22 protein-coding genes are annotated in these 24,357 nt (G+C 55.8%); 9 read left to right on the top strand and 13 right to left on the bottom strand.

Annotated elements, in window-relative coordinates; genetic code table 11:
- Positions 1-15 precede the first annotated feature (15 nt).
- Genes AC0IM9_RS17540 through AC0IM9_RS17530 form a run of 3 tightly spaced genes read right to left on the bottom strand, consistent with a single transcriptional unit; the run spans position 16 to position 962 of the window.
- Positions 16-450 carry a nitrogen fixation protein gene (locus tag AC0IM9_RS17540; protein ID WP_140912287.1) on the bottom strand — a complete coding sequence of 145 codons (435 nt, stop codon included), beginning with the start codon at positions 448-450 and terminating at the stop codon, positions 16-18.
- 7 nt (positions 451-457) lie between these two features.
- Positions 458-739: a hypothetical protein gene (locus tag AC0IM9_RS17535; RefSeq protein ID WP_482804854.1), complete on the bottom strand. Its 282-nt coding sequence runs from the start codon at positions 737-739 to the stop codon at positions 458-460.
- Between the two features lie 31 nt (positions 740-770).
- Positions 771-962: a hypothetical protein gene (locus tag AC0IM9_RS17530; RefSeq protein WP_278212444.1), complete on the bottom strand. Its 192-nt coding sequence runs from the start codon at positions 960-962 to the stop codon at positions 771-773.
- Positions 963-1,528: 566 nt separating this feature from the next.
- Here AC0IM9_RS17530 and AC0IM9_RS17525 point away from each other — a divergent pair.
- From AC0IM9_RS17525 to AC0IM9_RS17505, 5 genes are all read left to right on the top strand, one after another.
- Complete coding sequence (locus AC0IM9_RS17525) at positions 1,529-2,194, top strand: Crp/Fnr family transcriptional regulator (RefSeq protein ID WP_140912290.1); 666 nt, start codon at positions 1,529-1,531, stop codon at positions 2,192-2,194.
- A 181-nt stretch (positions 2,195-2,375) separates the two neighbouring features.
- Positions 2,376-5,816: a FecR domain-containing protein gene (locus tag AC0IM9_RS17520; protein ID WP_482804853.1), complete on the top strand. Its 3,441-nt coding sequence runs from the start codon at positions 2,376-2,378 to the stop codon at positions 5,814-5,816.
- A 39-nt stretch (positions 5,817-5,855) separates the two neighbouring features.
- Positions 5,856-6,323, top strand: a complete 468-nt coding sequence (locus AC0IM9_RS17515) for a hypothetical protein (protein WP_482804852.1) — start codon at positions 5,856-5,858, stop codon at positions 6,321-6,323.
- Positions 6,324-6,566: 243 nt separating this feature from the next.
- Positions 6,567-7,235: a hypothetical protein gene (locus AC0IM9_RS17510; protein WP_482804851.1), complete on the top strand. Its 669-nt coding sequence runs from the start codon at positions 6,567-6,569 to the stop codon at positions 7,233-7,235.
- Positions 7,236-7,448: 213 nt separating this feature from the next.
- Entirely contained in the window at positions 7,449-9,623 is a 2,175-nt protein-coding gene (locus tag AC0IM9_RS17505) for a CHASE2 domain-containing protein (protein WP_482804850.1), read from the top strand.
- 37 nt (positions 9,624-9,660) lie between these two features.
- Here AC0IM9_RS17505 and AC0IM9_RS17500 read toward each other — a convergent pair whose 3' ends face one another.
- From AC0IM9_RS17500 to AC0IM9_RS17455, 10 genes are all read right to left on the bottom strand, one after another.
- On the bottom strand, positions 9,661-11,391 hold the full coding sequence (locus AC0IM9_RS17500; protein WP_482804849.1) for a bifunctional protein-serine/threonine kinase/phosphatase: 1,731 nt from the start codon (positions 11,389-11,391) through the stop codon (positions 9,661-9,663).
- Between the two features lie 34 nt (positions 11,392-11,425).
- Positions 11,426-11,731: a hypothetical protein gene (locus AC0IM9_RS17495; RefSeq protein WP_482804848.1), complete on the bottom strand. Its 306-nt coding sequence runs from the start codon at positions 11,729-11,731 to the stop codon at positions 11,426-11,428.
- Between the two features lie 52 nt (positions 11,732-11,783).
- Positions 11,784-13,259 (bottom strand): NarK family nitrate/nitrite MFS transporter, encoded by a 1,476-nt coding sequence (locus AC0IM9_RS17490; RefSeq protein ID WP_140912296.1) that lies wholly within the window; start codon positions 13,257-13,259, stop codon positions 11,784-11,786.
- 28 nt (positions 13,260-13,287) lie between these two features.
- Positions 13,288-15,075 carry a bifunctional protein-serine/threonine kinase/phosphatase gene (locus AC0IM9_RS17485; RefSeq protein WP_482804847.1) on the bottom strand — a complete coding sequence of 596 codons (1,788 nt, stop codon included), beginning with the start codon at positions 15,073-15,075 and terminating at the stop codon, positions 13,288-13,290.
- Positions 15,076-15,093: 18 nt separating this feature from the next.
- Complete coding sequence (gene cynS / locus AC0IM9_RS17480; RefSeq protein WP_445370188.1) at positions 15,094-15,537, bottom strand: cyanase; 444 nt, start codon at positions 15,535-15,537, stop codon at positions 15,094-15,096.
- A gap of 63 nt (positions 15,538-15,600) precedes the next feature.
- Positions 15,601-16,413, bottom strand: a complete 813-nt coding sequence (locus tag AC0IM9_RS17475; protein WP_445370187.1) for a formate/nitrite transporter family protein — start codon at positions 16,411-16,413, stop codon at positions 15,601-15,603.
- A 657-nt stretch (positions 16,414-17,070) separates the two neighbouring features.
- Positions 17,071-17,670, bottom strand: a complete 600-nt coding sequence (locus AC0IM9_RS17470) for a PqiC family protein (RefSeq protein WP_445370186.1) — start codon at positions 17,668-17,670, stop codon at positions 17,071-17,073.
- 15 nt (positions 17,671-17,685) lie between these two features.
- Positions 17,686-18,678 (bottom strand): MlaD family protein, encoded by a 993-nt coding sequence (locus AC0IM9_RS17465; RefSeq protein ID WP_140912301.1) that lies wholly within the window; start codon positions 18,676-18,678, stop codon positions 17,686-17,688.
- Positions 18,675-19,466: an ABC transporter ATP-binding protein gene (locus AC0IM9_RS17460; RefSeq protein ID WP_140912302.1), complete on the bottom strand. Its 792-nt coding sequence runs from the start codon at positions 19,464-19,466 to the stop codon at positions 18,675-18,677. The genes AC0IM9_RS17465 and AC0IM9_RS17460 overlap by 4 nt, the downstream gene beginning before the upstream one ends.
- Positions 19,467-19,468: 2 nt before the next feature.
- Positions 19,469-20,635 carry an MlaE family ABC transporter permease gene (locus tag AC0IM9_RS17455; RefSeq protein ID WP_482804846.1) on the bottom strand — a complete coding sequence of 389 codons (1,167 nt, stop codon included), beginning with the start codon at positions 20,633-20,635 and terminating at the stop codon, positions 19,469-19,471.
- A 610-nt stretch (positions 20,636-21,245) separates the two neighbouring features.
- Here AC0IM9_RS17455 and AC0IM9_RS17450 point away from each other — a divergent pair.
- From AC0IM9_RS17450 to AC0IM9_RS17435, 4 genes are all read left to right on the top strand, one after another.
- Positions 21,246-21,980 carry a hypothetical protein gene (locus tag AC0IM9_RS17450; protein WP_482804845.1) on the top strand — a complete coding sequence of 245 codons (735 nt, stop codon included), beginning with the start codon at positions 21,246-21,248 and terminating at the stop codon, positions 21,978-21,980.
- Positions 21,981-22,067: 87 nt separating this feature from the next.
- Entirely contained in the window at positions 22,068-22,517 is a 450-nt protein-coding gene (locus AC0IM9_RS17445) for a hypothetical protein (RefSeq protein WP_482804844.1), read from the top strand.
- A gap of 74 nt (positions 22,518-22,591) precedes the next feature.
- Positions 22,592-23,152 carry a hypothetical protein gene (locus AC0IM9_RS17440; protein WP_482804843.1) on the top strand — a complete coding sequence of 187 codons (561 nt, stop codon included), beginning with the start codon at positions 22,592-22,594 and terminating at the stop codon, positions 23,150-23,152.
- Between the two features lie 392 nt (positions 23,153-23,544).
- Entirely contained in the window at positions 23,545-24,162 is a 618-nt protein-coding gene (locus tag AC0IM9_RS17435) for a hypothetical protein (RefSeq protein WP_482804842.1), read from the top strand.
- Positions 24,163-24,357 lie beyond the last annotated feature (195 nt).

The following is a 24,357-nucleotide window of genomic DNA, read 5'->3' as shown; positions in this document are numbered from 1 at the left end:
TAAAGACCAAAGCGCTCAGATAACGCCGTAATCGGCGGCCAGCCGCATCTCGTCGCTGGGTTTGAGGTTATTGGTCACCACTTGCGGACATCTGAAACAAGCCGCCTTCCCCTCCTGGTTCCACCAGCGGCAATCGGCGCGAATCGCGCACACCGGCAATTGCTCGGTAACCGACGGCGTAAAGCGCACGACTTTTTCGGCCAAGCGACATTTCGATTCCTCGGCGGCAAAATGGCCGCATCCGCTGCAGGCGCAAGGCGCGGAGAAGCGAAACACTTCGGCCGGCGTCAACGGGCCGGCCATGGCCAGCACTTGCTCGGTGACCGGTTGCGGCGTATTCAGATAGGCCATTTCCGGCTGTTCCGGGGTACCGGCCATAACGCCGATGACTTGGGCTCCGTCCCATTCCGGCTGCGCGCTGGGGCATAACACTGCGTTATCCGAGGCCATGGCGCGCTCAACCCAGCCGGGTTACTCCCTGGATACCGGCCGCCAAGCCGCCGGCGGCGGGGTTGGTGGCTAGGCCGTTGACGGCTTTGAATTGGTCGAACCATGGGCCGCCGGCGATGATGCCTTTGCTCAGCACCAGACTGACCGAGGCGCCACCGCTGACTTGCTCCAGCTCGGCGGCGCTCAATTCGCTGCCGGCCGCGGCGCGGGCCTGCAATGCGCGTTGCTTGCCTTGTTCGGCGAAAGCGGCTAAGTCGTCGGCGGAAATCCGGGTAGTTTTATTTGACATGATTGTTCTCCAGACTGTGGTTGGAAAATCCTTAGCGCACCAGAACGTTCTGGGCCAAGGTTTTAACGTTGATCACGCTGGCGCCCGGATTGATCACCGGCCAGAATTTGCGCGGAAACTGGCTCAAGTCGCCTTCCGGGCCGATCAGGCCGCCGGCTACCTGGGCTTGCTCCTGTGAGGTCAAGACTTGCAAGTCTTGGGTAAATGCGGGTTGTTTTGACATTTTCTTGCTCCTTAAGACAGAACACACCGGACCGAATCGGTCGCGGACGAAACGCGGAGCGGAAACGACCGACGAGCGACCGTCACTCCGCAAGTCCCCGCCGCAGGCCAGGCCATGGACGGGTGCCGATACTGTAGGCAAGGCGGCTGGTGCCGGGCAGTGACAAATTGCACGGCCGATGTGTGGAGTTATTAACCTGGGGAGTCTCAGCGTTAGGTAAGCGAGTTGATTCGGCTACAGCTTGCCTGGTTTTGGCGCAAATCCGGTAAGCGGCCCAGTTCAGCGTCAGCGCCGTCAGCACCGTTTTCGACCGGTCGCAACGGTGGGGGCGTCAGCTTAGCGGAACAAAAAAAACAGCGCCGCGACTTGATTCACCGGAGATATGTGAAATACTTCACACGACAAAGCGCTACGGTGCCGTCGCATTTGCGCGGCAAGCCCCGCCCGACTCGGTTTTTCACCCGGCACCGCTGCCCAAACTAAACCCATGGCCGTTTGCCGGAATTGACCATTAAGGCCTGCTACCACCCGTCAACCAAACATCAAAAAATGTAAAAAACGCCGTTATGCAATCCGAAGTTCTCGCTTGTCTCAACCAAATCCCGTTTTTGGCCGGCATGCCGGAAGAAGCGCTCAGCGCTTTGGCCTCGCGGGCCAAAGTCGTCAAATTCCCCAAGAAAGCCCTGATCATCTCCGAAGGCGACGATACCTGCTCGATGTATATCGTGTTGTCCGGCAAAGTCCGGGTGTTCAGCAGTAACGAAAAGGACAAGGAAGTGACTTTGCTGATTCAGGAAGCCGGTTCCTACTTCGGCGAACTGGCCTTACTCAGCAACGAGCCGCGTTCGGCCGGCGTCGAAGCCATGGACAAGACGGTTTGCGGGGTCATTTGCAAGGCCGACTTCATCCACTGGCTGAAACAATACCCGGACGCCGCGATCGAGCTGCTTGGCGTGTTGGCGGAAAAAGTGCGGGCATTGACCGAGAAAGTCAAACAGATGGCGCTGTCCAACGTCTACGAACGCACCATCAAGATATTGCAGGACATGGCCGAAAAGGACGGAGACATTTACGTGATCCACAACCGGCCGACCCAGCAGGAACTGGCGACCATGGTCGGCTCGTCACGGGAAATGATCAATAAAGTAATGAAGGAATTGACCAAGGGCGGCTACGTCAGCGTAGACGATAAAACGCTGCGCATCCTGCACACCCCGCCGGCATCCTGGTAGCCGGCAAACTCGCCGTTCAGTCCCCGTTAATCTGCCCGCAAGCCAGAACTTAATCCGCGTCCAAGCAGCGTAACCACACCGGCGGCGAGTTAATTATTACCTTGATAATGTGACCACTTCGACTATATTGCAAAGAAAACGCCACCTTGGAGAAATAATGCGTTGTCTTGTGATTTGGCTCATGTTTTTATTTTCGCAGTTATGTTCTGCGGAAACAGCCGCCTTCGCGGCGTGCAGCCAATCGGCATCGGCCACCTTAGTCTCGCTGCAGGGCAGCCTTTATTTCGATCCCGATGGCCACGGCCGCTGGCAAGCGGCGCAATTGAACCAAGCGCTTTGCGAAGGCAGCCGGGTCCGGGTCGAAACCGATAGCCGCGCCAGCTTGCTATTGCCGAGCGGCATTACCTTACGTTTGAGCGGCGGCTCGGTCTTGACGCTAAATCGTATCGGTCAGCAAAGCCCCACGCTGTTGGACATGGCAAAAGGCTTCATCCATTTCATCAGCCGCACCCCAAAACAACTGCAAATCACCACGCCGGTGGCAAACGCCGGCCCGGAAGGTACCGAATTCGCATTACAAGCAGACTCGGCGACGGCTTCGCTGTGGGTCTACGAGGGCGGCGTACGCTTTTTCAACGCTCAAGGCGAAATTCGCCTGCACCCCGGCGAAGCGGGGCAAACCCAGCTCGGACAAGCGCCGCGAGCGCAGCTGGAGATTAAGCCGCGCGACGCCGTGAATTGGGCGTTGTACTACCCGCCATTGCTGGATTATCCGAGTAACGCGCAGGCGAGCGAACCGGGTTTAAGCGCGGCAATTGCCGACTTTCGTCGAGGCCGACCCGACCTGGCATTAACGGCCTTATCGGCTTTGGCCCCGGCCCAGCAAACCCCGCAGTTCTTGAAAGCCCGCGGCGCGATGCGCCTCAGCGTCGGCCAGACCGATGCCGCGCTACAGGACATCAACACTTTATTGGCAGCCAACCCGCGCGACGCCGACGCCCTGTCCTTGCAAGCCATTCTGGCGCTAAGCCAAAACCGCAAAGCCGAAGCCGACCGTCTGGCCTCCCAGGCGGTGGCCGCCGATGGCGGTTCGGCCGCGGCGCATTCGGCCCTGTCTTACGTGCAACAAGGCCGCTTCGAGCTGGAACCGGCCCTGGCTTCTGCCGCCCGCGCCGCGGAACTGGCGCCGCACGATGCCCTGGTCTGGGCCCGGCTGGCCGAATTGCAACTGGCGCTGGGCCGGCGCAGTGAGAGCCGCGACTCTGCCGCCAAGGCCTTCCAGCTCGATCCGAATCTGGAACGTACCCAGACCGTGGCCGGTTTCTCGCACCTGTTCGATACCGAAATCGATCAAGCCCGCCGCAGTTTCGAAACCGCGATCCGCTTGGATTCCAGCTCGCCGCTGGCGCGGCTGGGTTTGGGACTGGCGAAAATCCGCGACGGCGACCTGGAACAAGGCCGCCAGGAACTGGAAATCGCAGCGGTACTCGACCCGGAAAACGCACTGATCCGCAGCTACCTGGGCAAAGCCTATTACGAAGAACGTCGCGACAGCCTGGCCGCCGACCAGCTTGAACTGGCCAAGGAACGCGACCCGAACGATCCGACCCCCTATTTTTACGACGCCATCCGCAAACAAACCACGAATCGGCCGATCGAGGCCTTGGCGGATATGCAGCAAGCGGTCGAACTCAACGACAAACGCGGGGTTTACCGCTCCAAGTTATTGCTGGACGAAGACGCAGCCGCCCGCTCCGCCAACTTGGCCAGGATTTATAACGACCTGGGGTTTGGCAGAGTAGCGTTGAAGCAAGCCTGGAATGCGCTGGACTACCATTCGGCCGATCCGACCGCACACCGCTTCCTGGCGGACGCTTACCAGGGCCTGCCCGGCCAGCGAGTAGCCAGAGCCAGCGAGTTGTTGCAAGCCCAATTGCTGCAGCCGATCAACATCACCCCGGTGCAACCGCAACTGACTAACGAAAACATCGGCATCCTGAACAACACCGGCCCCGGCAGCCTATCGGTCAACGAATACGATCCGCTGTACACCGCCAACGGTGCGCACATCGTCCTGAACGGCGCCTACGGTAGCCGCGACACCAAGACCGACAGCGCCATCGTTTCCGGCGTTTACAACAATCTGTCGATGAGCCTGGGCCAATTCCATTACCAAACCGACGGCTTTCGCCAAAACGACGACTACCAGCAAAACATCTACGATGCGTTTGCCCAGTATGCTTTTTCTTCGGATTTCAGTATGCAGGTGGAGTTGAAGTCGGAGAACCTGAGAACCGGCGACTTACCTACCCGGCTTAATGGCGTACACGACGCCGATCTACGCCAGACCATCAAGCAGAACACCGCCAGACTCGGAGGTCATTACAAAATCGATTCAAAACAAGACGTGATCGGCTCTTTCTTTTATACATCACGGAGAGACGTTATACATAACAACACCGTGAGATATGATAAGTTCGATCCGTTTTTCGATAACATGGATATATTAAGGCTTGGCAATGAGAATCGGGGACACCAAACAGAATTGCAATATATTTATCATCCTGACTCGTTTGAGTTAATCTTCGGCGTTGGCCATCTGGAAATGGAGAATAGAGAGCGCATAAATAACACGAATATATTTATCAATCCTCCACCCAGTCCACTCATCGATATCACGAACACAACCAGCCAAACCCACCACTTCAATAGCTATCTATATACAAAAAAATACCTACCTGGAAATGTCACCACCACGGTTGGCCTAAGTTTCGATTATTTGGACAATGATCTAACAGACTTTAATGGCGGCATCTTTTTTGATGACGGTTCCTCTACCATTAAAACCCAAAATCCAAAGTTAGCCAAACGACAGCAACTCAATCCCAAATTCGGTATTTCCTGGAGCCCATTCCAAAATTTAACCTTGCGGGGAGCGGTGTTCAAAACCTTGACCCGACGCTTGGCGGCCAATCAAACCATCGAACCTACTCAAATCGCCGGCTTCAACCAATTTTTTGACGACAATTATCACGCCCGCGCTTGGCGTTATGGCGTTGGTTTGGATTATCGTCCGACCCAGACCCTATTTGCCGGCGGTGAGTTGAGTTGGCGAGACAGCCGGCAACCACTGGGCAATGTCTCGAATCCACTGGACAGAAATGAACTGGGACACTTGGCTTACCTGTATTGGACGCCGGTCGAATGGATTGCATTGCGAGGTGAATATCGATTCGACAAACACGACCGATCATTTACCCTCGGCCGTGGCGACGACACTTTTCCGCAAAGTGTGGCAAGCCACCAAGTACCGCTAGCGATAAATTTCTTTCACCCCTCCGGGGTTTACACCAGAATTACCGGAACTTACATAAACCAACACGTTGCAAATGTTGCCAATTCGCTGGAGAATCCGCTATCCCATCGGAGTGAGAGTTTTTGGACTTTTGACACATCGGTGGGATACCGCTTTCCGAGACGGTTGGGTACTATCAATTTTGAAATTAGAAATTTATTCGACAATAAATTCAATTATCAAAGTACCTTTGATGGCAGCGGCCCACAACTCAGTCCTTATATTCCTGAGCGTCAACTATTCGTAAAACTGAGTTTTTTTTACTAGAAAATCAAGTTTAATTTTTTAACAATGAAGGAGAACACAATGATTTCAAATAAACTGGTCAGCGCCCCACTTTCAATACTATTAGTTAGTTTTTTTCTGGCGGGGTGCAAAGATTCGGCAATAGAACCCTTCGTGAAAAATGACGTAGGTTTGAGCAATGGAATCGACTTCGAGTCTACTGAATTAGTTGCTGTTGATCCCGAGACCGGAGAACAACTGACGGCGTGTCTGAAATCGAAAGAAATGAAAGATCAGCCAATGAACGCTTCAAAAGAGGAAGTCAAAAAAGAGGCATGTCAAGTAGAGCTGTTCGTAGACGGCAATGATCCTGCAATTCGAACAGCGATCGAATTGAGTAAACGCCCTATAGAAGGTCAAATTAAACGCGGCAATGAACAAAAAAAGGCTCGCTTCGTCACTACCTTGACCGCACTTTATAAGGGTTCAGATTGTTACACGGTAACTTCTGGCGGAACCCAGTACGAATTCTGTGGCAGACGGAGATAATTACCGTAACGAATTAAAACGGGGGCCGATTTTTGCCCCCGATTATTCTCTTGACGTTTTGCCATGAAATATAGAGAGCTCGGTTTAATTTTCACTTGGCTTTTCCAAATTTTTCGCTTTTCATTATTGACAAAAATTCGCAATCCTAAATAAATATCAAGTATTGACATATCATTAGGCAACTCAAGCTAGACGTGATAAACCTAAAATAGGAAATTTCCTATATTTTACGGAGGACTTAGAATGAGCTATAGAAAAAAGATATTATTAATAAATTTTACATCTACCATAAAATCAAAAATCATCTGTACATCATTTTTTTCAATACTATTCTCCAGCGTTGTTTCGGCAGGATCATACGATACGTTAAATCCCAATGATCAGGACAACGCCTCCCTACGCACTCATCTATTCATTTCGGTTCGCGATACTTATCTACCGGCAGCCAACTATCTGATTGAACAAGCCACATCGATCGAAAATGGCAATTCTTCGGAATTAAGATCAGACTTGTCAAGATTAATTGAGGCTACAAAAAATAATCTCGATTCGGCCTACACTCTTACTAATTTATCAGTAGAGTTGAGCGCCAAGGCGCAAGACTACTCTTTACTAAAAGACACTTATAGCCTGTTAAGCGAAATAAATCGCACCCACGAAATACTTAATCAAATTTCCCTAGCTAACGGAAGCGAGCTCGATACCCAATTTGAAGAAAAAATTTCAAAGCTTTCGGTTACAAGTACCAATAAACAAACAACTTCTTTGTTTGCAAGTACAGCGAGCGGGACCACTTGTTGCTTAACTAGCTCATCTACTACTATTGGCGGCGAAGTTCACCTTGGAAAGGAGTCGTGTTGGACCATTCCGCAAACTCTACCGAATTGCCCTAGCGGTTATACAAAAAAATAAAATTTAATATTTTGATCTGGACATGTCAGAAATTATTTGCTGACTTAGATTCCTCAGCTGGCTTCAAACAGTTTGATAAAATTTTTTTGAGCTGCCGCCTGAGGAACGCCATATGAGCACTTCAAAACGTTGATCAGTGGCATTGCAACAACCGTAAAACAACATGTGCTCCGCTCGTAATATATCTCTGCGCGAAACACGACAACCACCGCGATGCCCCAGCGCCTAGTCAGGCTGTTAATAGTCGCTGCAATCGCCGGTTTGATCGCAGGAGCCGTTTCTAGCGCGACCGATCTCGAACTCTCCAGTCAAGACACCCTCTTCCGCTGGCGGGGGCCGTTGCCGTCACCGGGGCAAGTCGTCGTCGTGGCGATGGACGAGGTTTCCGAAACGCAGTTGGGTGTCGGCCAGGATCTGACGCGTTGGCGGCCCTACCATGCCCGCTTGATTCGGCAATTGCAGCAGCAAGGCGCCAGACTGGTGATTTTCGATTTGCAGTTCATCACCGCCAACCCGGCGGTGGATCCGGACTTGGCAGCCGCAATGCGCGAAGCCGGCAACGTGCTGATCGGGGAATGTATCCAGAAATTCCGCCACGGTACTGCCGACTTTTTCGGCCGCGAAGAATGTGCTGAGGCCAACCGGCAAACCGTCATTGCCCTGGAAGGCGCGGCGGCCGGGGAGTTGCCGGAACAATTGGTGGCAATGCGTAAAATCAGCGCAACGCCGGCGATCGCGCAAGCGGCGCTGGATAGCGCACCGTTTTTCCTGGTCAACGATGCCGAGGAGGCCAAAGTCCGGGAGGTGTGGACCTTTTTCGACGCCCTGGCCGATGCGCCGAGCCTGCCGGTACTGGCCTGGGCTTACACGCGACAACCTTTCGCCGATTGGACCGGAACCGGCCAAACCCTCTCCGCCTGGCTGACCGACCGCCGCCGGGATTGTCTGGCCGATGCCGGTCATGCCGCGCGTAGCGGCCTGGGGGCGGATTTCGATAAGGTGCTTTGCGACGGCGACAGCCGCTACCTGAACTATTACGGCCCGCCCAAGACGCTCCGGATGGAGTCTTACGTCGATGTCTATTCCGGCAAAGTCGGCGACCTGCGCGACAAGGTGGTGTTCGTCGGCCGTGCCAACCGCCAATTCTCGCCCGGCAAAACCGATTTTTTCCCGACGCCGTTTTCCGATTCGCACACCGGCAAAATGGCCGGCGTCGAGATCATGGCGACCCAATTCGCCAACTTGAGCCAGGGTGCCTTCATCGAAATGCCGTTACCGTTTTGGTCGGTATCCGCCGTCTTCGGCCTGGCTATCGCCGGCTTGCTGAACAGCCGCAGCAAACGCCGCGGCTTGTTTGCCAGCCTGCTGTTGGCCGCGGCTTATGCCGGCTTTGCCGTTTATGCCTTTGCCGCGCGGCATTGGTGGCTACCGCTGGCGGGACCGGTATTGGTGCAACTGCCGGTGTCGTGGTTGCTTGCCTTGGTCTGGTCCCGAATCGATTTGCTGTGCGAGCGCAAACGGCTGCTGGCGTTCGTCCGCCAGGTGTTTCCGCAATGGGCCACCTTCGTCCCGGCTGCGCCCGGCGACTGGAACCCGGATCGGCATTTGCCGCCGACCCGCCCGGAACGGGATGTCAGCGGCTTGTGCCTGGCGACCGATATCGCCGGTTACACCGGCATTGCCGCCCAGCATTCGCCGCATGAAATGTGGCAGCTGTTGAACGCCTATTATCAAGTGCTCGGCCACCCGGTGATTTCGCACCAAGGCGCGATCGCCGACGTCACCGGCGATGCCATGATGGCGGTCTGGTTCGAGCTCGCGCCGGCCAAACAGCGGCTGTTGGCCTGTCTGGCGGCGCTGGAAATGGCCGAGGCGGTCGCAGCCTTCAACAAAACCTCGCCACTGGCGGCATTGACCACCCGCATCGGTCTGCATGAAGGCCCGCTGACGCTGGGCCGGCTGGAAACCGGGCAGACCAGCCATTACCGGGCCATCGGCGACACGGTCAATACTGCGTCCCGGATCCAGGGCGTCAATACCCCGCTGGGTACGCGTATCCTGGCAACGTCGACCATCACCGCCGGGATCGACGGCGTTCTCAGCCGCCCGGTGGGCGCGTTTCGACTGGTGGGCCGCGCCGAAGCGGTGGAATTGACCGAAATCGTCGGCCATGGCGAGTCGATTCCGAACATCGTGCACAGCATCTTCGCCGATGGCCTTGCCGCGTTTCGAGCCGGCCATTGGCCGGAAGCGGTGCGGGTGTTACAAGCCGTTTTGGAGCTGGACGCTAACGACGGCCCCAGCCGTTTTTATCTGAAAAAGGCGCTGGCCTACCGGCAACACCCGCCCGAGGTTTGGGACGGGGTCATCGACTTGGACAGCAAATAAACCAGCCCGCCGCCGACACATCGGCCGGCCAAACAGTCTATTTCCCGCTCAGCAGCAGCAAAGCCAGCACAAAGCTACAGACAAAAAAGAACAACGCCGCACTCTTCCAGAACAATAACGGATTGCGCTCGACCAACGGGATTTTGTCTTCGGCCTTCAAGAATTGGGGATTCGGCGTCGCCAGATCGTGCAGAAACTCCGAAAGCTCGTCGTAACGCGATCGCGACTGGATGCTAGTGGCCTTACATAACGCACCGTCGATCCAGACCGGCACCAGCGGATTGCGCCGTATGCTCGGAACGTACTGCAAGCGCTCCAGATTGGTCCGGTTGGGTTTTTCCGGCAACGTACCGTACGGCAACTCGCCGTTCAGCATTTCGTAGCAAATCACCCCCAGCGAAAACAGATCGGACTTGACCGTGCCGCGCTGACCAAGGTGGTATTCCGGCGCCGTGTAATTTAACGTGCCGAGGATATTTTCGTCGCCGGCATAATCCAGCGGCGTGATTTCGGCAATCCCGGCGATTTTAACCGAACCGAAATCGATGATTTTGACGCTGCCGTCGGCGGCAATCATGATGTTTTCCGGCTTCAAATCCTGGTGCAGCATTTCCATGCGGTGAAACGCGCGCAAGCCTTTGGCGATTTGCTCGACTAAAGCCCTGACCTGGCGCACCTCCGGTTTCGGATTGTCCGCCATCCAGTCGCGTAAGGTGAAGCCGTCGATATATTCGGTCACATAATACAGACAGGACTTGCTGCGGTCGGTTTCCAACACCTGCAGCACATTGGCGTGCTGAATCCGTTTTCCGGCCCATTCCTCGTGCAGAAAATGCTCGATGTAATGGGTGTCGTCGTCGTACAGCACAGAGGGCGTTTTCAGAATCACCCGCCGGTTGTGCAAAGTGTCGTAAGCCCGGTAGATCTGAGTGCGCTTGCTGGCGTGCAATTCGGCTTCGATCCGGTAGCCGTCCAGCAGCATGCCCGGCTCCAGCGGCGGCGGGAACGGCAAATGGCCGTTATGGCGCAGCACTTCGTCCTCCCGCAACAACGGCAGACTGTCGACTTCGACGATCTGGCAGGTGACGTTATCGTCGCTGCCGTTGGCCAAAGCCGCAGCCACCAGATTGCGCGACACTTGTGCCAAATCGACCGCTTCCGCCAATTGTGCGCGGATCACCGCCTCGCCGACAAAATCGTGCAAGCCGTCGGTGCTGAGCAGGAAACGGTCGCCCTTCTCCAGCGTCAGCGATTTGTAATCGATCTCCAGATGCGGCTCGATGCCCATCGCCCGGTTCAAGTAGCTCTTGTCGTCGCTAACCCACAGCCGGTGGTCGCGAGTGAGTTGCTCAAGCTGGCCCTGGCGAAACAGATAGATGCGCGAATCGCCGACGTGGAAAAGATGCGCGGTATTGGATTTCAGCACCAATACGCTCAAGGTGCTGACCATGCCTTTGACCGAGGCATAACGCATCCGGCCCTGACTGTGCAGCCAGGAATTGGTGGCCGACAGGATTTTTTGGCCGGCCTTGGTCACCGACCAGGAATCCGGCGTACTGTAATAATCTTCCAGAAACGCGGTGATGCAACAATGGCTGGCTTCCTTGCCGGCCTCGCTGCCGCTCATGCCGTCGGCAATCGCGACGGCAATGCCTTTTAAGGTCAACTGCGGTTCGGCCGGCACCAAGGCGCCCCAGAAATCCTCGTTGTCGGCTTTAACACCTTTGTCGCTGGCGGCACCGATGCGTACCGTTAAAGTTTTGACCATTCTGCGGGTTTAACCTGGTGCGGAGACAAGCCCGTCAGCAAGCCGGACTGCGGCCGAGTTCGGCCAGAGCCTGTTGCAGTTTGGCGCTGACCAGCGCTTGGTGGTGGCGGCGCAATACCGAATCGGACGGGCACGGCGCCAAGCCGGCCTGGATTTCGCTATTGATTTGCGCCAGAAAGTGGCGCCTCAACACAGCATCTTCCGGCAAACTGCGGCTGCGCACCGCACAAACCGCTGCCCGCTCCGGCACCGCTTCCAGCATTGCGGCCGACTGGCGGCAAGCGGTGCGCCAACAAAATACCATCCCCAATGTCACGGTCGCCAATACAGTTTCAATCACGTCGAATACTCCTAAATCACAAGTCACAAAATGGCCGGGAGCCTCCGGCCGCTCAGTTCAGTTCGATCATCGCCACGCTACCGTCTTCCATGACTTCCGCCATATGCCCGGCCGGCTCCTCGATGAATTGAACGCTTACCGCCACCAATACCGCCGTAGCGGCGATGGTCAGGAAGAAGATTTCCGGCGTCACGAATGACAGCACGGTCAAAAAAGTCACGCCGCCAACGTTGCCGTAAGCGCCGACCATGCCGGCGATCTGGCCGGTCATACGCCGTTTGATCAGCGGCACCATCGCGTAAACCGCGCCGCAACCGGCCTGAACGAAAAACGAGCATAAAAAAGTGGCAGCGAATGCCAATACGATCGGCCAATTCGAGTCGATTTGCGACATTGCGGCGTAGCCGACCGCACAGCCGATCACGCAGATACTCAAGGACAATTTGCGGCCGTATTTATCGCTGAGCCAACCGCCGCCGGGCCGCGCCACCAGATTCATGAAGGCGAAGCTGGAGGCCAGCAAGCCGGCCTGCACCGTGGTAATCCCGGTATGCTTAAAAGTGTCGTGGAAGAACATCGGCAGCATCGAGACCACCGCCAATTCAGAGCCGAAGGTTACCAGGTAGGCTAAATCCAAAATCGCGACCTGCTTGAATTTATAGTGGTGTATCGGTTCTATAGGCTGCGCCAAGTGCTCGGCGTTGATATGCACGATTTTGTAGACGTTGAAGGCAAACAGCGTCCAAATCACGACGTAGGCGGCGATGGTTGCCGGCTCCGAAAGCAATTTCATGCCGGTCGGCGACAGCTTCCAGGCCAGCAGGGTCAGAGCCGCATACAGCGGTACGCTCATCAGGATGTACAGCGCCAAGTCGGCGTAGCTGGTGACTTCCATCGCCCCGGCCTTCTTCGGTTTGAAATAGGTCGAGCCTTTGGGCGTATCGCTGACGCTGAAAAAATACACGACCGAATACAACAGAGCCAACACGCCGGTCGCCGCAATCGCGTAACGCCAGCCGTCATCGCCGCCGAAGGCCAGCGCCAGGGACGGCAATACGATCGCCGCCGCCGCCGAACCGAAATTGCCCCAGCCGCCGTAGATGCCTTCGGCGATGCCGAGCTGCTTGGCCGGGAACCATTCCCCCACCATCCTGATGCCGATCACAAAACCGGCGCCGACGAAGCCCATCAGAAACCGGGCCAGCGCCAATTGCTCGAAATTGTCGGCGGCGGCGAACATGAAACAGGGCACGCTGCCGACGGCAAGCAAGGTCGAATAAGTACGCTTCGGCCCGAATTTGTCCACCAAAATGCCGATCGCAATCCGCGCCGGGATTGTCAGCGCCACGTTCAGGATCAAAATGGTTTTAGCCTCGGCCGGGCTGAGCTGCAAAGTTTCGGAAATCGCCAGCATCAGCGGCGCGTGGTTGAACCAGACCACGAAGCTGATAAAAAACGCCAGCCAGCTCATGTGCAAAATTTTCATTTTGCCGGCAAAACTGAACAAATCGAGGTTGCTTGATGACATATAAAACCAAAGAACAGAGTGAATGAAACTATCGTGCGGCCGCTGCCGGCGATACCGGGCCGGTCAATGCCGCCTGTGAGTGGGTGGCTTTGTGCAGCGCCAAGCTTAAGCCGAAAACCAGCAGCGCCAACAGCAACGCCAACCCCTTCCAGAATGCCAGCGGGTTGCGTTCGATCAAGGGCGGCCGCGCCCGGCGTAAGAACGCCTGATTGGGTTGGCGCAAATCGTGAACGAATTCGGCGATGTCGGCGTAACGCTGGGCGGGGTCGGGATGCAAAGCCTTGCGCAGGGCATCGTCGACCCACACCGGAATCTGCGGTTGGGCGTAATGCAGGTCGTCGTAACGCAATTTGGATTGCGCCTGCCGGCTGCGGCATTTGGCGACTTCGGCACCGTAGGGCAAGCGGCCGCTCAACATCTGGTAGGTAATCGCGGCCAAGGAAAACAAGTCCGAACGCGGCGTGCCCTGCTCGCCCAGAAAATATTCCGGCGCCGTATATTGGGCCGTACCGAGAATGTTAAGCCCGGCCTGCTCCGGCAAGAGTTCGGCGACGCCGGCCACCCGCACCGAACCGAAATCGATGATTTTGACGCCGCCGGCATGGTCGATCATGACGTTCTGCGGCCGCAGGTCCTGGTGCAGCATTTCCAGGCGGTGAAACGCGCGCAAGCCCTTGCCGATCTGTTCGACGATGGCGCGCACCGCTTCCAGCGCCGGTTGCGGGTGGTCCAGCATCCACTGCGCCAAGGTGCGGCCGTCGACGAATTCGGTCGCGACGTAAAGAAAATTGCGTTTGCGGGTCGGCGGACACGGTTTTAGCACGAAAGGGCTGTCAATCCGGCGCGCAATCCAGTCTTCCATCAGAAACCGCTCCAGATAGGCAGGATCTTGGCGCAAGTCGATCGACGGCGTCTTCAGCACCACCTGGGTGCAGCTATCGTTATCGAACGCCAGATGGACGTGGCTGCGGCTGCTGACGTGCAGCTCGCGTAGTACCGTGTAGCCATCGAATTCCATCCGCTCGCGCAACTGCGGCGGCAGCGGCAACTCGGCCAAGGCCGGCAATACTTCGTCGGCTGCCGGCTGCGGCAATTGCTCGACGCGGACGATTTGCACGGTCAGGTTGTCGCCGCTGCCGGCGGCAAGCGCAGCCTCGGCCAGCGCTTTGGCGGCGACGTCGAGATCGCTGCCGGCAGCGGCGATGTGCTGATCGAACAACTTGACACCGGTGAATTCGTAGACGCCGTCGGTAGCCAACAGGAATAGATCGCCGTTTTCCACGGTCTCCGCCCGGTAATCGAGTTCCAGATGGCTGTCGATTCCGAGCGCCCGGCTCAAATAGCTGGTTTCCGGCGACACCCACAAGCGGTGGTCGTTGGTCAGTTGTTCCCATTCGCCGCCGCGGCAGCGATAGATCCGGGCGTCGCCGACATGAAAAATATGGGCCGTGGCCGATTTGATGACCACAGCGCTGAAAGTGCAGACGTAACCGCGATCCTTGTCATAGCAATAGCGGCTGTGGCGGGTTTGCGCGTAAAGCCAGGAATTGGTCGCAAACAAGACTTTTTGCGCCGATTTTTTTACCGACCAAGCCTCGGAAGTGCAGTAATAGTCCAACAAAAACCCGGTTACCGCGGCCTGACTGGCAATATGGCTGACGTCGCTGCTGCTGATACCGTCAGCCACGGCGAATGCGATGCCTTTTGCGCTCAATTGCGGCTCTTTGGCAACGTAAACGCCGTGGCAATCCTGGTTCAGCGGCTTGCGGCCGCGGTCGGAATATTGGCCGACGCTGACTGCCAGTCGTCCGGACATCTAGGCTCCGGCTGCGAATCAGTAGCTCTTGTACGGCAAAAACTTACCGCTCATGACAATCCTGACCCGGTCGCCTTTCGGGTCCGGCTCGCGCTGCAAATCCATGCTGAAGTCGATCGCGCTCATAATGCCGTCGCCGAATTCCTCGTGGATCAGCGCCTTGAACGTGGTGCCGTAAACGTTGACCAACTCGTAGAAGCGGTAAATCAGCGGATCGGTCGGTACCGCACTCGGCAGCGAGCCTTTGTAAGGCACGACTTGCAGCTGCTCGACCGCCTCCGCCGGCAGGTCCAGTAGCTCGCCGATGGTAGCGGCTTGTGCCGCGTTCAAGGTCATCTGCCCCAACAGTGCGGCCGTGGTCCACTCCTTGCTCATGCCGATGGCCTCGGCCAGTTGCGGCCAGCTCAGTTGTTTGCGCAGTTTTTGGGCGATAACCAGTTCGGTGACTTCGTTGCGGTTCATATTGCGTTCTCCTTGTCTAATAAATACGAAATGAAGGCCCGCCGCAGGCGGGCCGGATACGGCTTAGTTAGCAGCGCGTTTCGGCGCGGTTCTGACGTGAGTGGAATACAAGGTCAGGCCGGTGAATGCCAGACCGCCGACCAGGTTACCCAGCACAGTCGGAATTTCGTTCCAGACGAAATAGTCCATAATCGAGAAATTACCGCCCATGATCAACCCGGACGGAAACAGAAACATGTTGACCACTGAATGTTCGAAAGTCATGCCGAAGAACAGCATGATCGGCATCCACATCGCAATGACTTTGCCGCTGACCGAGGTGGAAATCATCGCCCCGACCACGCCGGTCGACACCATCCAGTTGCAAAGCATGCCGCGGATGAAAATGGTAAACCAGCCGGCCATGCCGTATTTGGCATAGCCCAAGGTTCTGGCTTCGCCGATGCCCGCCAGCTTTTGGCCGACCGCATCCGGCGGCACCGAAAAGCCGTAGGTGAAAACAATCGACATCATCACCGCGACGGTCAATGCGCCCAGAAAGTTGCCGACAAAGACCAAACCCCAGTTGCGTAAAATGCCGCTCGGCGTGACTCCAGGCCGCTTGTCCAGCCAGGCCAGTGGTGCCAATACAAACACGCCGGTCAACAGATCGAAGCCCAGCAGATACAGCATGCAGAATCCCACCGGGAACAAAATCGCACCGAAGATCGGCGAACCGGTCTGCACCGTAATCGATACTGCAAACACGGCAGCCAAGGCCAAAATTGCACCGGCCATGTAAGCCCGGATCAAAGTATCCCGGGTCGACATGAAGACTTTGGATTCACCGGCATCGACCATTTTCGTGACAAATTCCGCTGGAATCAGATAAGACATAATTCACCTTTGAATTGGATTAGGTACGCAAAACCCGGACGTAACAAGGCAAATGCCCGGATGGATGTTATGGAGCCTGATCGCGCAAGCCTCCGTCCCCGACAACTGACGCCGTTATGCGCCGATTGCAGGACCTGAGACCTCAAGGTGGGAACAATGGCGAATAGCGGGTGCCGCCCGCAAATCGCGAGCCGCTTTTCAACGCCATTGTTGAAGGGGAAACGGTGCTGCTGTGCACCGGCCAGATGTAAAGCAGAATTAATGCCAATCCTCGCAATACCGCCAATTTCCTGACGGCCTCCCGAGCCAACCCAGCATTGACCCAGCAAGCTCGCACCAACTTGGACCAAGAGCGCACCAAAACCGACACAAAGCGGGGTCGACCAGGATTTGACCAGCCGGCCCGATTTACAAGGCTGCCGGCAGCGATGTCGCGGCGGCTAAAGCTCATCGTTCTACACAAGTGCCGTCATGCCAGCAGGACGCGGGCATCCAGTGCCATCGACGGCAACTTCGAGCCCTTGCAGCCTGGATTCGCTTCGCGGTCGGCTCCGGCACAAATCTGTCTGGAACAGATTTACATTACCCTGTCAGGCAGGGCAGCCTGACATGAATCCCTGCCGGAATGAAGGTTACAAACAACGATGTCTATAACGGCTAATGCGCCGCCGCAGCGGCGCGCACGGCGCCGGCCAACTCGGCGGCGAAGCGGCTCAAACAGGCGCTCTGTGCGGCGACAATGGCCTCGGCATTGTCTGCCGCCGCTTCGCTGCATTCGAAGCGCTTGCCGGCCAGATTCCGCTCGCCCTGCTTCAATTGCCACTGTGCGGACAGTACGCTGCGTCCGGCGGCGGTCTGGTGCAATTCCAGAATGTCGAAGCCAAGTTGATAGTCCAGCCGCTGCCGCGCCGGCCATGAGTAGCGCACCACTTGCTCGACGCCGAGCCGGATGGCCAAAGTCTGACTCAAGGTCCGGGCGATGTTTTCGTCCAGCCGTTCCGCCCAGCGGTTGTGTTCGTCCAGCCGGTACTGGTGATCGCTCAAGGCCGTGACCAATTGCGGCCGGTCCAGATAGGCCGGCAAGCGGATCGGCCCCAGGCCGATCACCGTTCCCGGCGCCAGCGCCGGGCCGGATTCGTTCGACGCGCCGCTGTCGGCCGTCAGCATGTAAAACTGTAACGGCGCACTGCCGCAAGCGGCCAGTCCCGCAATCGCCGCGGCCGCCAGCGCCGAGTAAATCCATCGCCTGCCGATCATCGCTTCTGCCTCCGTCTATTTGCCGTAAATGATTGCATTCGGCTGCCGCTCCAACGATTCGCCCAGGTCTTTCAAGGCGCGGGCGGCGTTGCGCATTTCCTGCATCGCCTGACTTAACGGCGCGTCCGGCGCTGCCATCGCCTCGACCGCAGCCAACGTCCCCTGCGAGGATTGCATCAACTGGGTGGCCGTATTCAAACTGGTTTCGACGGCCTTCAGCACCGGCAACAACTGCTTGTTCAATTCCTGCAAGGTGGTGCGGGTATCGCTCAAGGCACCGTTGGCGTTGGTCAGCAACGGTCCGGTCTGGCTATTTAAGGTTGTCATCAATTTCTGGGTTTCCTGCAGCGATTTGGCCAGGGCCGCCATCGATTTGCGGGTATCGTCCGATTGCAGCAACGTCCGCATCTCGATCAACGTTTCGGACAGGTTTTTCAAGGTTTCTTCCAACGGCAACTGTTTGGCGCGGTTGATGATTTCGTCGGCGGTATTGCGGATTTCGTCGACCGTGGTCGGTACGCTGGGCAATTCCGGCAGATTTTTGTAGTCCAGCTTGACCAGATTCATCGGCTTGTCGGCATGAAAATTCAGGTCTACATACAGCAAGCCGGTCAGCAGGCTCTGGGTTTCCAAACGGCCTTTCAACCCCAGGTCGATCAGTTTTTGCGCGGCCTGGCGGTGTTGCTTATCGGTGTGCGCGCCGCTCTGCAGCCCGGAAACGTCGCGTAGCAAGGCCGGGTCGATTTCAATCACCACCGGTTTGAACACCCGGCCGGTGGCTTCATCCATCACCAGCGAAATTTCGCTGACGTTGCCGATATTGACCCCCTGCAACTTGACCGGGGCGCCGACATTGAGGCCGTTCAGGGCCGAATCGAAATAAATCACGAAGCGGTTCTTTTCCTTGAAAAACTGGCCGCCGCCGAACACCATCAACGCGACCACCAGCAGCGTCAAAGCGCCGACCAGAAATATCCCGATTGCCAAAGGATTGGCTTGTTTACTCACCTATCGCTCCCTATCAAATGTTTGCTGCCGTGGCGGCCGTCCTGCTCGCCGCGGGTCAGGAAGCGGACGATACTCGGATCGGTGGATTGTTCCAAGAGCTGGCGCGGCGGGCCGCCGGCAATCATGGTGTGGGTCTCGGCATCCAGAAACACCGAATTATTGCCGATGGCGAAAATGCTATCCAGATCGTGGGTGACGACGACGATGGTCGCCGACAGCGCGTTGCTCAAACTCAAAATCAAATCGTCCAGCAGCTTGGCCGTGATCGGGTCCAGCCCCGCAGACGGCTCGTCGAAAAACAGAATTTCCGGATCCATCGCCATGGCCCGCGCCAGGCCGGCGCGCTTTTGCATGCCGCCGCTCAACTCCGACGGATAATAATCCTCGAAGCCGGCCAAGCCGACCAAGGCCAGTTTGTAGGATACGATTTCCCGAACCTTCTTCGGCGGCAGCGTGGTGGCTTCGGTGATCGGCAAGGCGACATTCTCGGCCAAGGTCATCGAACTCAACAGCGCCCCGCTTTGAAACAGCACGCCGGTGCGGGACAGTATCCGCTCGCGGGTATTCGGATCGGCTTGCCACAAGCCTTGCTCTCCGTAATAGACGTCGCCCTGGGCCGGCGCCTTCAAGCCGATCATGTGCCGCAACAACGTGGTCTTGCCGCAGCCGTTGCCGCCCATCACCACGAACACGTCGCCGCGGTTGATCGTGAAATTCAGGTCGCGCTGAATCACGAAATCGCCGTAGGTCATGGTCAGGTCTTTGACCGTGATGCAAGCTTCGGCCATGGCTAGATCCCGAGCCGGTTGCAAATGATCGTCATCACCGAATCGGCCACGACGATGAAAACGATGGCGGTGACTACAGCCGAAGTCCCGGCCTCGCCGACCGCCGAGGCGCTACGGCCGCACTGCATGCCGCGCATACAGCCGGACAGCGCGATCAGGATGCCGAACACCCCGCATTTGACAAAGCCGATGGTGAAGTCCTTCATTTTTACGGCGCTGGCGGTGCGATCCACATACTCGGTCAATGAGACGTCGAAGAAATTGACGGTCACCAAACCGCCGCCGATGATGCCCATCAAATCGGCGTACAAGCACAGCAGCGGCATGATCAGAATCAGCGCCAACATCCGCGGCAGCACCAGAAACGCCATCGGGTCCAGATTCATCGTGCGCAAAGCGTCGATTTCGCTATTGACGTGCATCGTTCCAAGCTGAGCGGCATAGGCGGCGCCGGTGCGGCCGGACATGATGATCGCCGTCATCAAGCCGCCCATTTCCCGGGTCATGCCCAGACTGACCAGATTGGCGATATAGATTTGGGCGCCGAACAACGAAAGCTGCACGGCGCCGACGAAGGCCAGAATCAGCCCGACCAGCAAGCTGATCAAGGTGACGATAGGCAAAGCCGACGGCCCGCATTCCTGCACGTACAACCACAAGTCCTCGCGGCGGAAGTGGGCCTGACCACGCACGGTCGCCAGCGTGCTCAACGCCATTTCACCGACGAACAACAACATAGCCCGGCCTTCGCGTAGCGCGCCGAGCCAGGCCGCATGCATGGCCTCATGCCACGAGACCGATTGTTGCTGGCGGTGGGCGTCGATCCGCTCCGGCACCGCGGCCGCCAGCGCCAGCAGGTTCTGGATCGGTAGCGGCAATGTGGTTTTATCGACCGCAATGCCGCTGCGATTGGCGCAATCGAGCAGTTTGACCACTTCGGTGACCAGCATGCTGTCCCAGCGCCCCAGGCCGGCCGTGGCAAAAACCAGGCTCTTCAGTGCGGTATCGGATTCGATTTGCGTCAACACCGGCTCCAGCGGCGGCACCGGCGCGTCCAGCACCCAGTCGCCGCCAATCGCCACTTCCAGCGTCTGCTGGCGGCGGACGGTACTGATTGAGGCGCCGGCAACGGCGTTAACGATTAGGGGAGAATTATCGCTTTGTATCATTCCTTGGCTTACCGAATGGAACGGGCGACCAGTATGCGCACAAGCCCGGAACAAGGCAAGGGCCGCGCAGCAACTCGTCGGCGCGCAGCCGCTTCAGCAATGCAGCGGAAGAACCGGCAGCCGGCTAGCCGATGTCCTTAAGTTAAAGATGATTCAAGCCCTGTAGCAGCAGGCCATGCCTGCGACCCTAGGCGTTTGCTCGCGGGCATGGCCCGCTCCTACAAACCACAAGCGGCCGTTGTTACCGCCAACCCACATTCTCCGCGAACCAGACGCTGTTCAAGGTTGGACGCATCTGCGCGGAGAGCTCTTTAACCAGCCTGCCGATCCCGCGGAGACTGACTGCACAAGCAAACTTCGGGAAGTCTTGACCTGGGGTTTTCGATCTGTTGCGGTCTATCGCCTAACGTGATTCAATCACAACGATTGAATTGTTTCCAGCCATAGCCTGCCATCATTGACGATATACAGAATGGATAATTATATGAGTATCAATATCTTATATTTTATAAGGCCGTTTTTTCGTAGTTATACGGAAACTATCTAATTCCTTGTTAGAGGTTTTCAAACCCGATCCAATTTCACTAGTACTTTTCAAAGGGAGTTACTCATGTTTGGTAAGTTGTTTGGCTCGAAACAACAAGAGAAGGAAGAACCGCAATTGGACCCGAAGACGGCGGCTCTCATCAATGCCATTCGGGAACGCAGCAAAGAAGACCCTTTGGTTGGCGCAAAACTCGGTGCCAAAGAAGTGTTTCAGCGACTGCTTGACGGAATGAAAGACTCAAAGGGCGTTCACGTTGAGTCTCTCCTGACTGCATTGGGTGCCTTGGCCGGCTATGCATGCCAGGCCAATCTTCGAGCCCAAGCCTTGGCTAAGGGCATGCCGGAAACAGCACCGTTCCAAGTCATTGGTACAAAAGATGGCAAGCAGTATTTCTTCGGTGACCCTCTGAACAACGCACTCGCGGGGTCTCAATACTCTGTATGGGGCTTGGTAGGTGGCGCTGTACAGCATGCGGGTGCCAAAGACTTCCCTGATCTAAATGAAATCTTCCAGCACACTTCTTCCGTGTTGGGTAGCGAGCAATTTGGAGTTCCTCGTGTTCCCGAGAACCACAAGGCTGTCGATACACCACTTAATTACCTAAAAGCCCTTTGGCCATCGCTATTTCCAACTGTAAAGCTGTTTTGCCCGAACCCAGTGGATTGGCCAATCCTTTATAGCCTCGCGATCCAAGAGGCAATCTACGCAGGCAAGGAGTCAATTGACCCGGGCTTGGCATTTCGCATAGTCATGGAAAGCGCCATTCCAATGTCAAAGGTTGATCTTGCTAACCCCTAACATGGCGCTCAACCTCGCTCCCTTCGGTCGCTGGACGCTGCGCGATAAAGCCGCGCAGCGCCGGTTAGCTCTACGTTATATGTACGAATGAAATCGCCCCAATATCAACGCTTACTGCCTTTAATTATTTGCGCCGCTCTGTTTGGCTGCACGTCAGTCCCCTTGCCATCAAAATCGTCGATAACCACCATCGAAGTCTGTAGTGGGCGGCGTGACTGTAATAATGGGAAGTTCAAAATCGAAGACAATGTGTCCATCACTAGTGCAATTGAAATGCTGTTGCCTTTTGAAAGTGGGTGGAGGACCGAAACGCAGATGGCTCTTACAACTGGCTGGTTTACCTATCCTACGCCGGAAGACCACGTGCTTTTCCGTAATAGAGATGGCGAAGTAATTCTTGTAATATGGTTTGGTACTGGTTGGATGGGGGCCGCCGTTTACGATGGCAATAACCAAGGAAAGTATTTCAGAAGTACCAGCGCTGAGGAAGTGAAGGCACTTCGTGAAGCGTTACATATAACTAGCGGGTCAACTTGACCAGCAAAAGCTACGCTCCTATCGTCGCTACGCTTTCGCCGGCAAGTTACCCTTTTCGTTATGCCACAAAAGCCATGAAGAAACTGATCCCAATTATTTTGCTAACGTCTATTACTAGTGCTACCCATGCGATAGAACTGAAAATAGTTACCGAAGGCGGATATGTTTCGTTTGCGGCGGAAGATCAATGGCCGGTGATTGCGTCTCAAACAAAGCCGCCTGTAGCCGTAATGGCATTTCAAATACCGAACCAAGGTGATGCAAGCACCCAAGATTCGACCAATTTATCAATAAGTCTATTTACTCTAAATTCTCCAAAGGCTCAGTCGGCGCTAGCTAAAATTGGAAAAAGCTTCGGTTTTGAAAATCCTACAAACCAGAAATATAAAGATTGGGAAACTTATAGCCAAAGAGCAATGCAAGAGCAAACACCTTACACAATACTTGATGCCACTAAAAAAGTGGCCAATGTGGTTGTGGCTGCCAGATTAGCTTGGCCGACGCTTAATACAAACAGAATGAGCTATGACCAAGAAATGAGGAAACTATTTTATAACTTTCTCGACTCAATAAATGGTTATACCGGCAAATATGAGCCGAAGCCTAATGAAGTTATAAGAAGACCAGTAAATTGAAGCATAACCAACGGGTAGAGGGTGTCCTGAATTTTGTGTAAACGGGATTTAATTATCGATTGGGCATCCTGTCTTCAAACTGAATGCTAAACCGATTCAAAGCGGGCACATATCTGGAAAGCCATTTTCGTTGGCAAATACGTACCTTCTGGTTCAGCTTGTTGTGGGGCATCATTGGCTTCGTTACATTCTTTATTGTCGTTGGCTGGTTTGTGCTGATTGCCGATCTTGTCTGGTTTATCTACCGTATTGTTAAAGGATGGCTACGCCTCAATGAAGGAAAACCAATGTATAGCGTCTGACCCCGTCCTCTACTCGGACAGTAAAAAGCGGCGCGACGTCGTTGCCCCGCTGTTTTACTGCCGGTTGTGGCAGACATTAAACTAGCCGTCATGTCTTTCGATTTTTGGTGGCTGGCGCGTTTCGTAGACGAAGAAGAGGTCGGCTCGGTCTCAATCTCGTTTGCAACGGCAATGGCGGCCGGAGGGCCATCAGCGGAGGGTCTGCTGGCAATTCGGCGGTGGATTCAGAACGAACCATGCGCCGCAGCGCAAAGCTACATGAGTTTGCCGCCAAGTGTTAAACAGGCTTTTGGTGGTTGGTATAAGGATTTCATTTGGGCTTTCAATCTGCCGGGATTTCAAGTTTTTGGTGAACAGGTAGCAAGTCAGCTAACCGAAGACAACTGCTGTCGCTTCATTTCAATTCGCCGCTGTAGCCCCGCCGCAGTCTTGTGGCAGGCCTTGGGATACGAAAGAGCTAGTCGTCTTCCCGGCATTTACGGGAACCTGTTCATACCGGCAAGTGAAGTGGCAACCGCCCTGAGGGTTGTTAAGGAAACCTATGCCGGACTTGACTTGGATCAGGCGACGGCACGTGCCCATGCTTGGATAGCGGATAGCAACAGCCTAGAGCAGACCAGAGAGGTAATAGAGTTATTGCCGGTCGCGCTGACCGAGGCAGCGCAGCGGGGCAAGGGTTTGGTCGTCGTAGGGAGGCCGCAGATTTAGGCATCTGCGGGCAGTTCAAAACCACCCGGCGTTTTGCTATCGCGAAAACGCCTTACGGTCTTGCCGATGACATTACAGATTCACGAGAAATCTGAAATGTGAGCTCGCGTAGGTTGGGGTGAGGTACGAACCCCAACATTTTTGCCTTTATTGGTTATTGATGGTTTATTGGTCGTGATGTCTCGCTATCACGCT

Source organism: Methylomonas sp. Uni0011, assembly GCF_056850255.1.
This window is presented reverse-complemented; position numbering and strand designations above follow the sequence as displayed.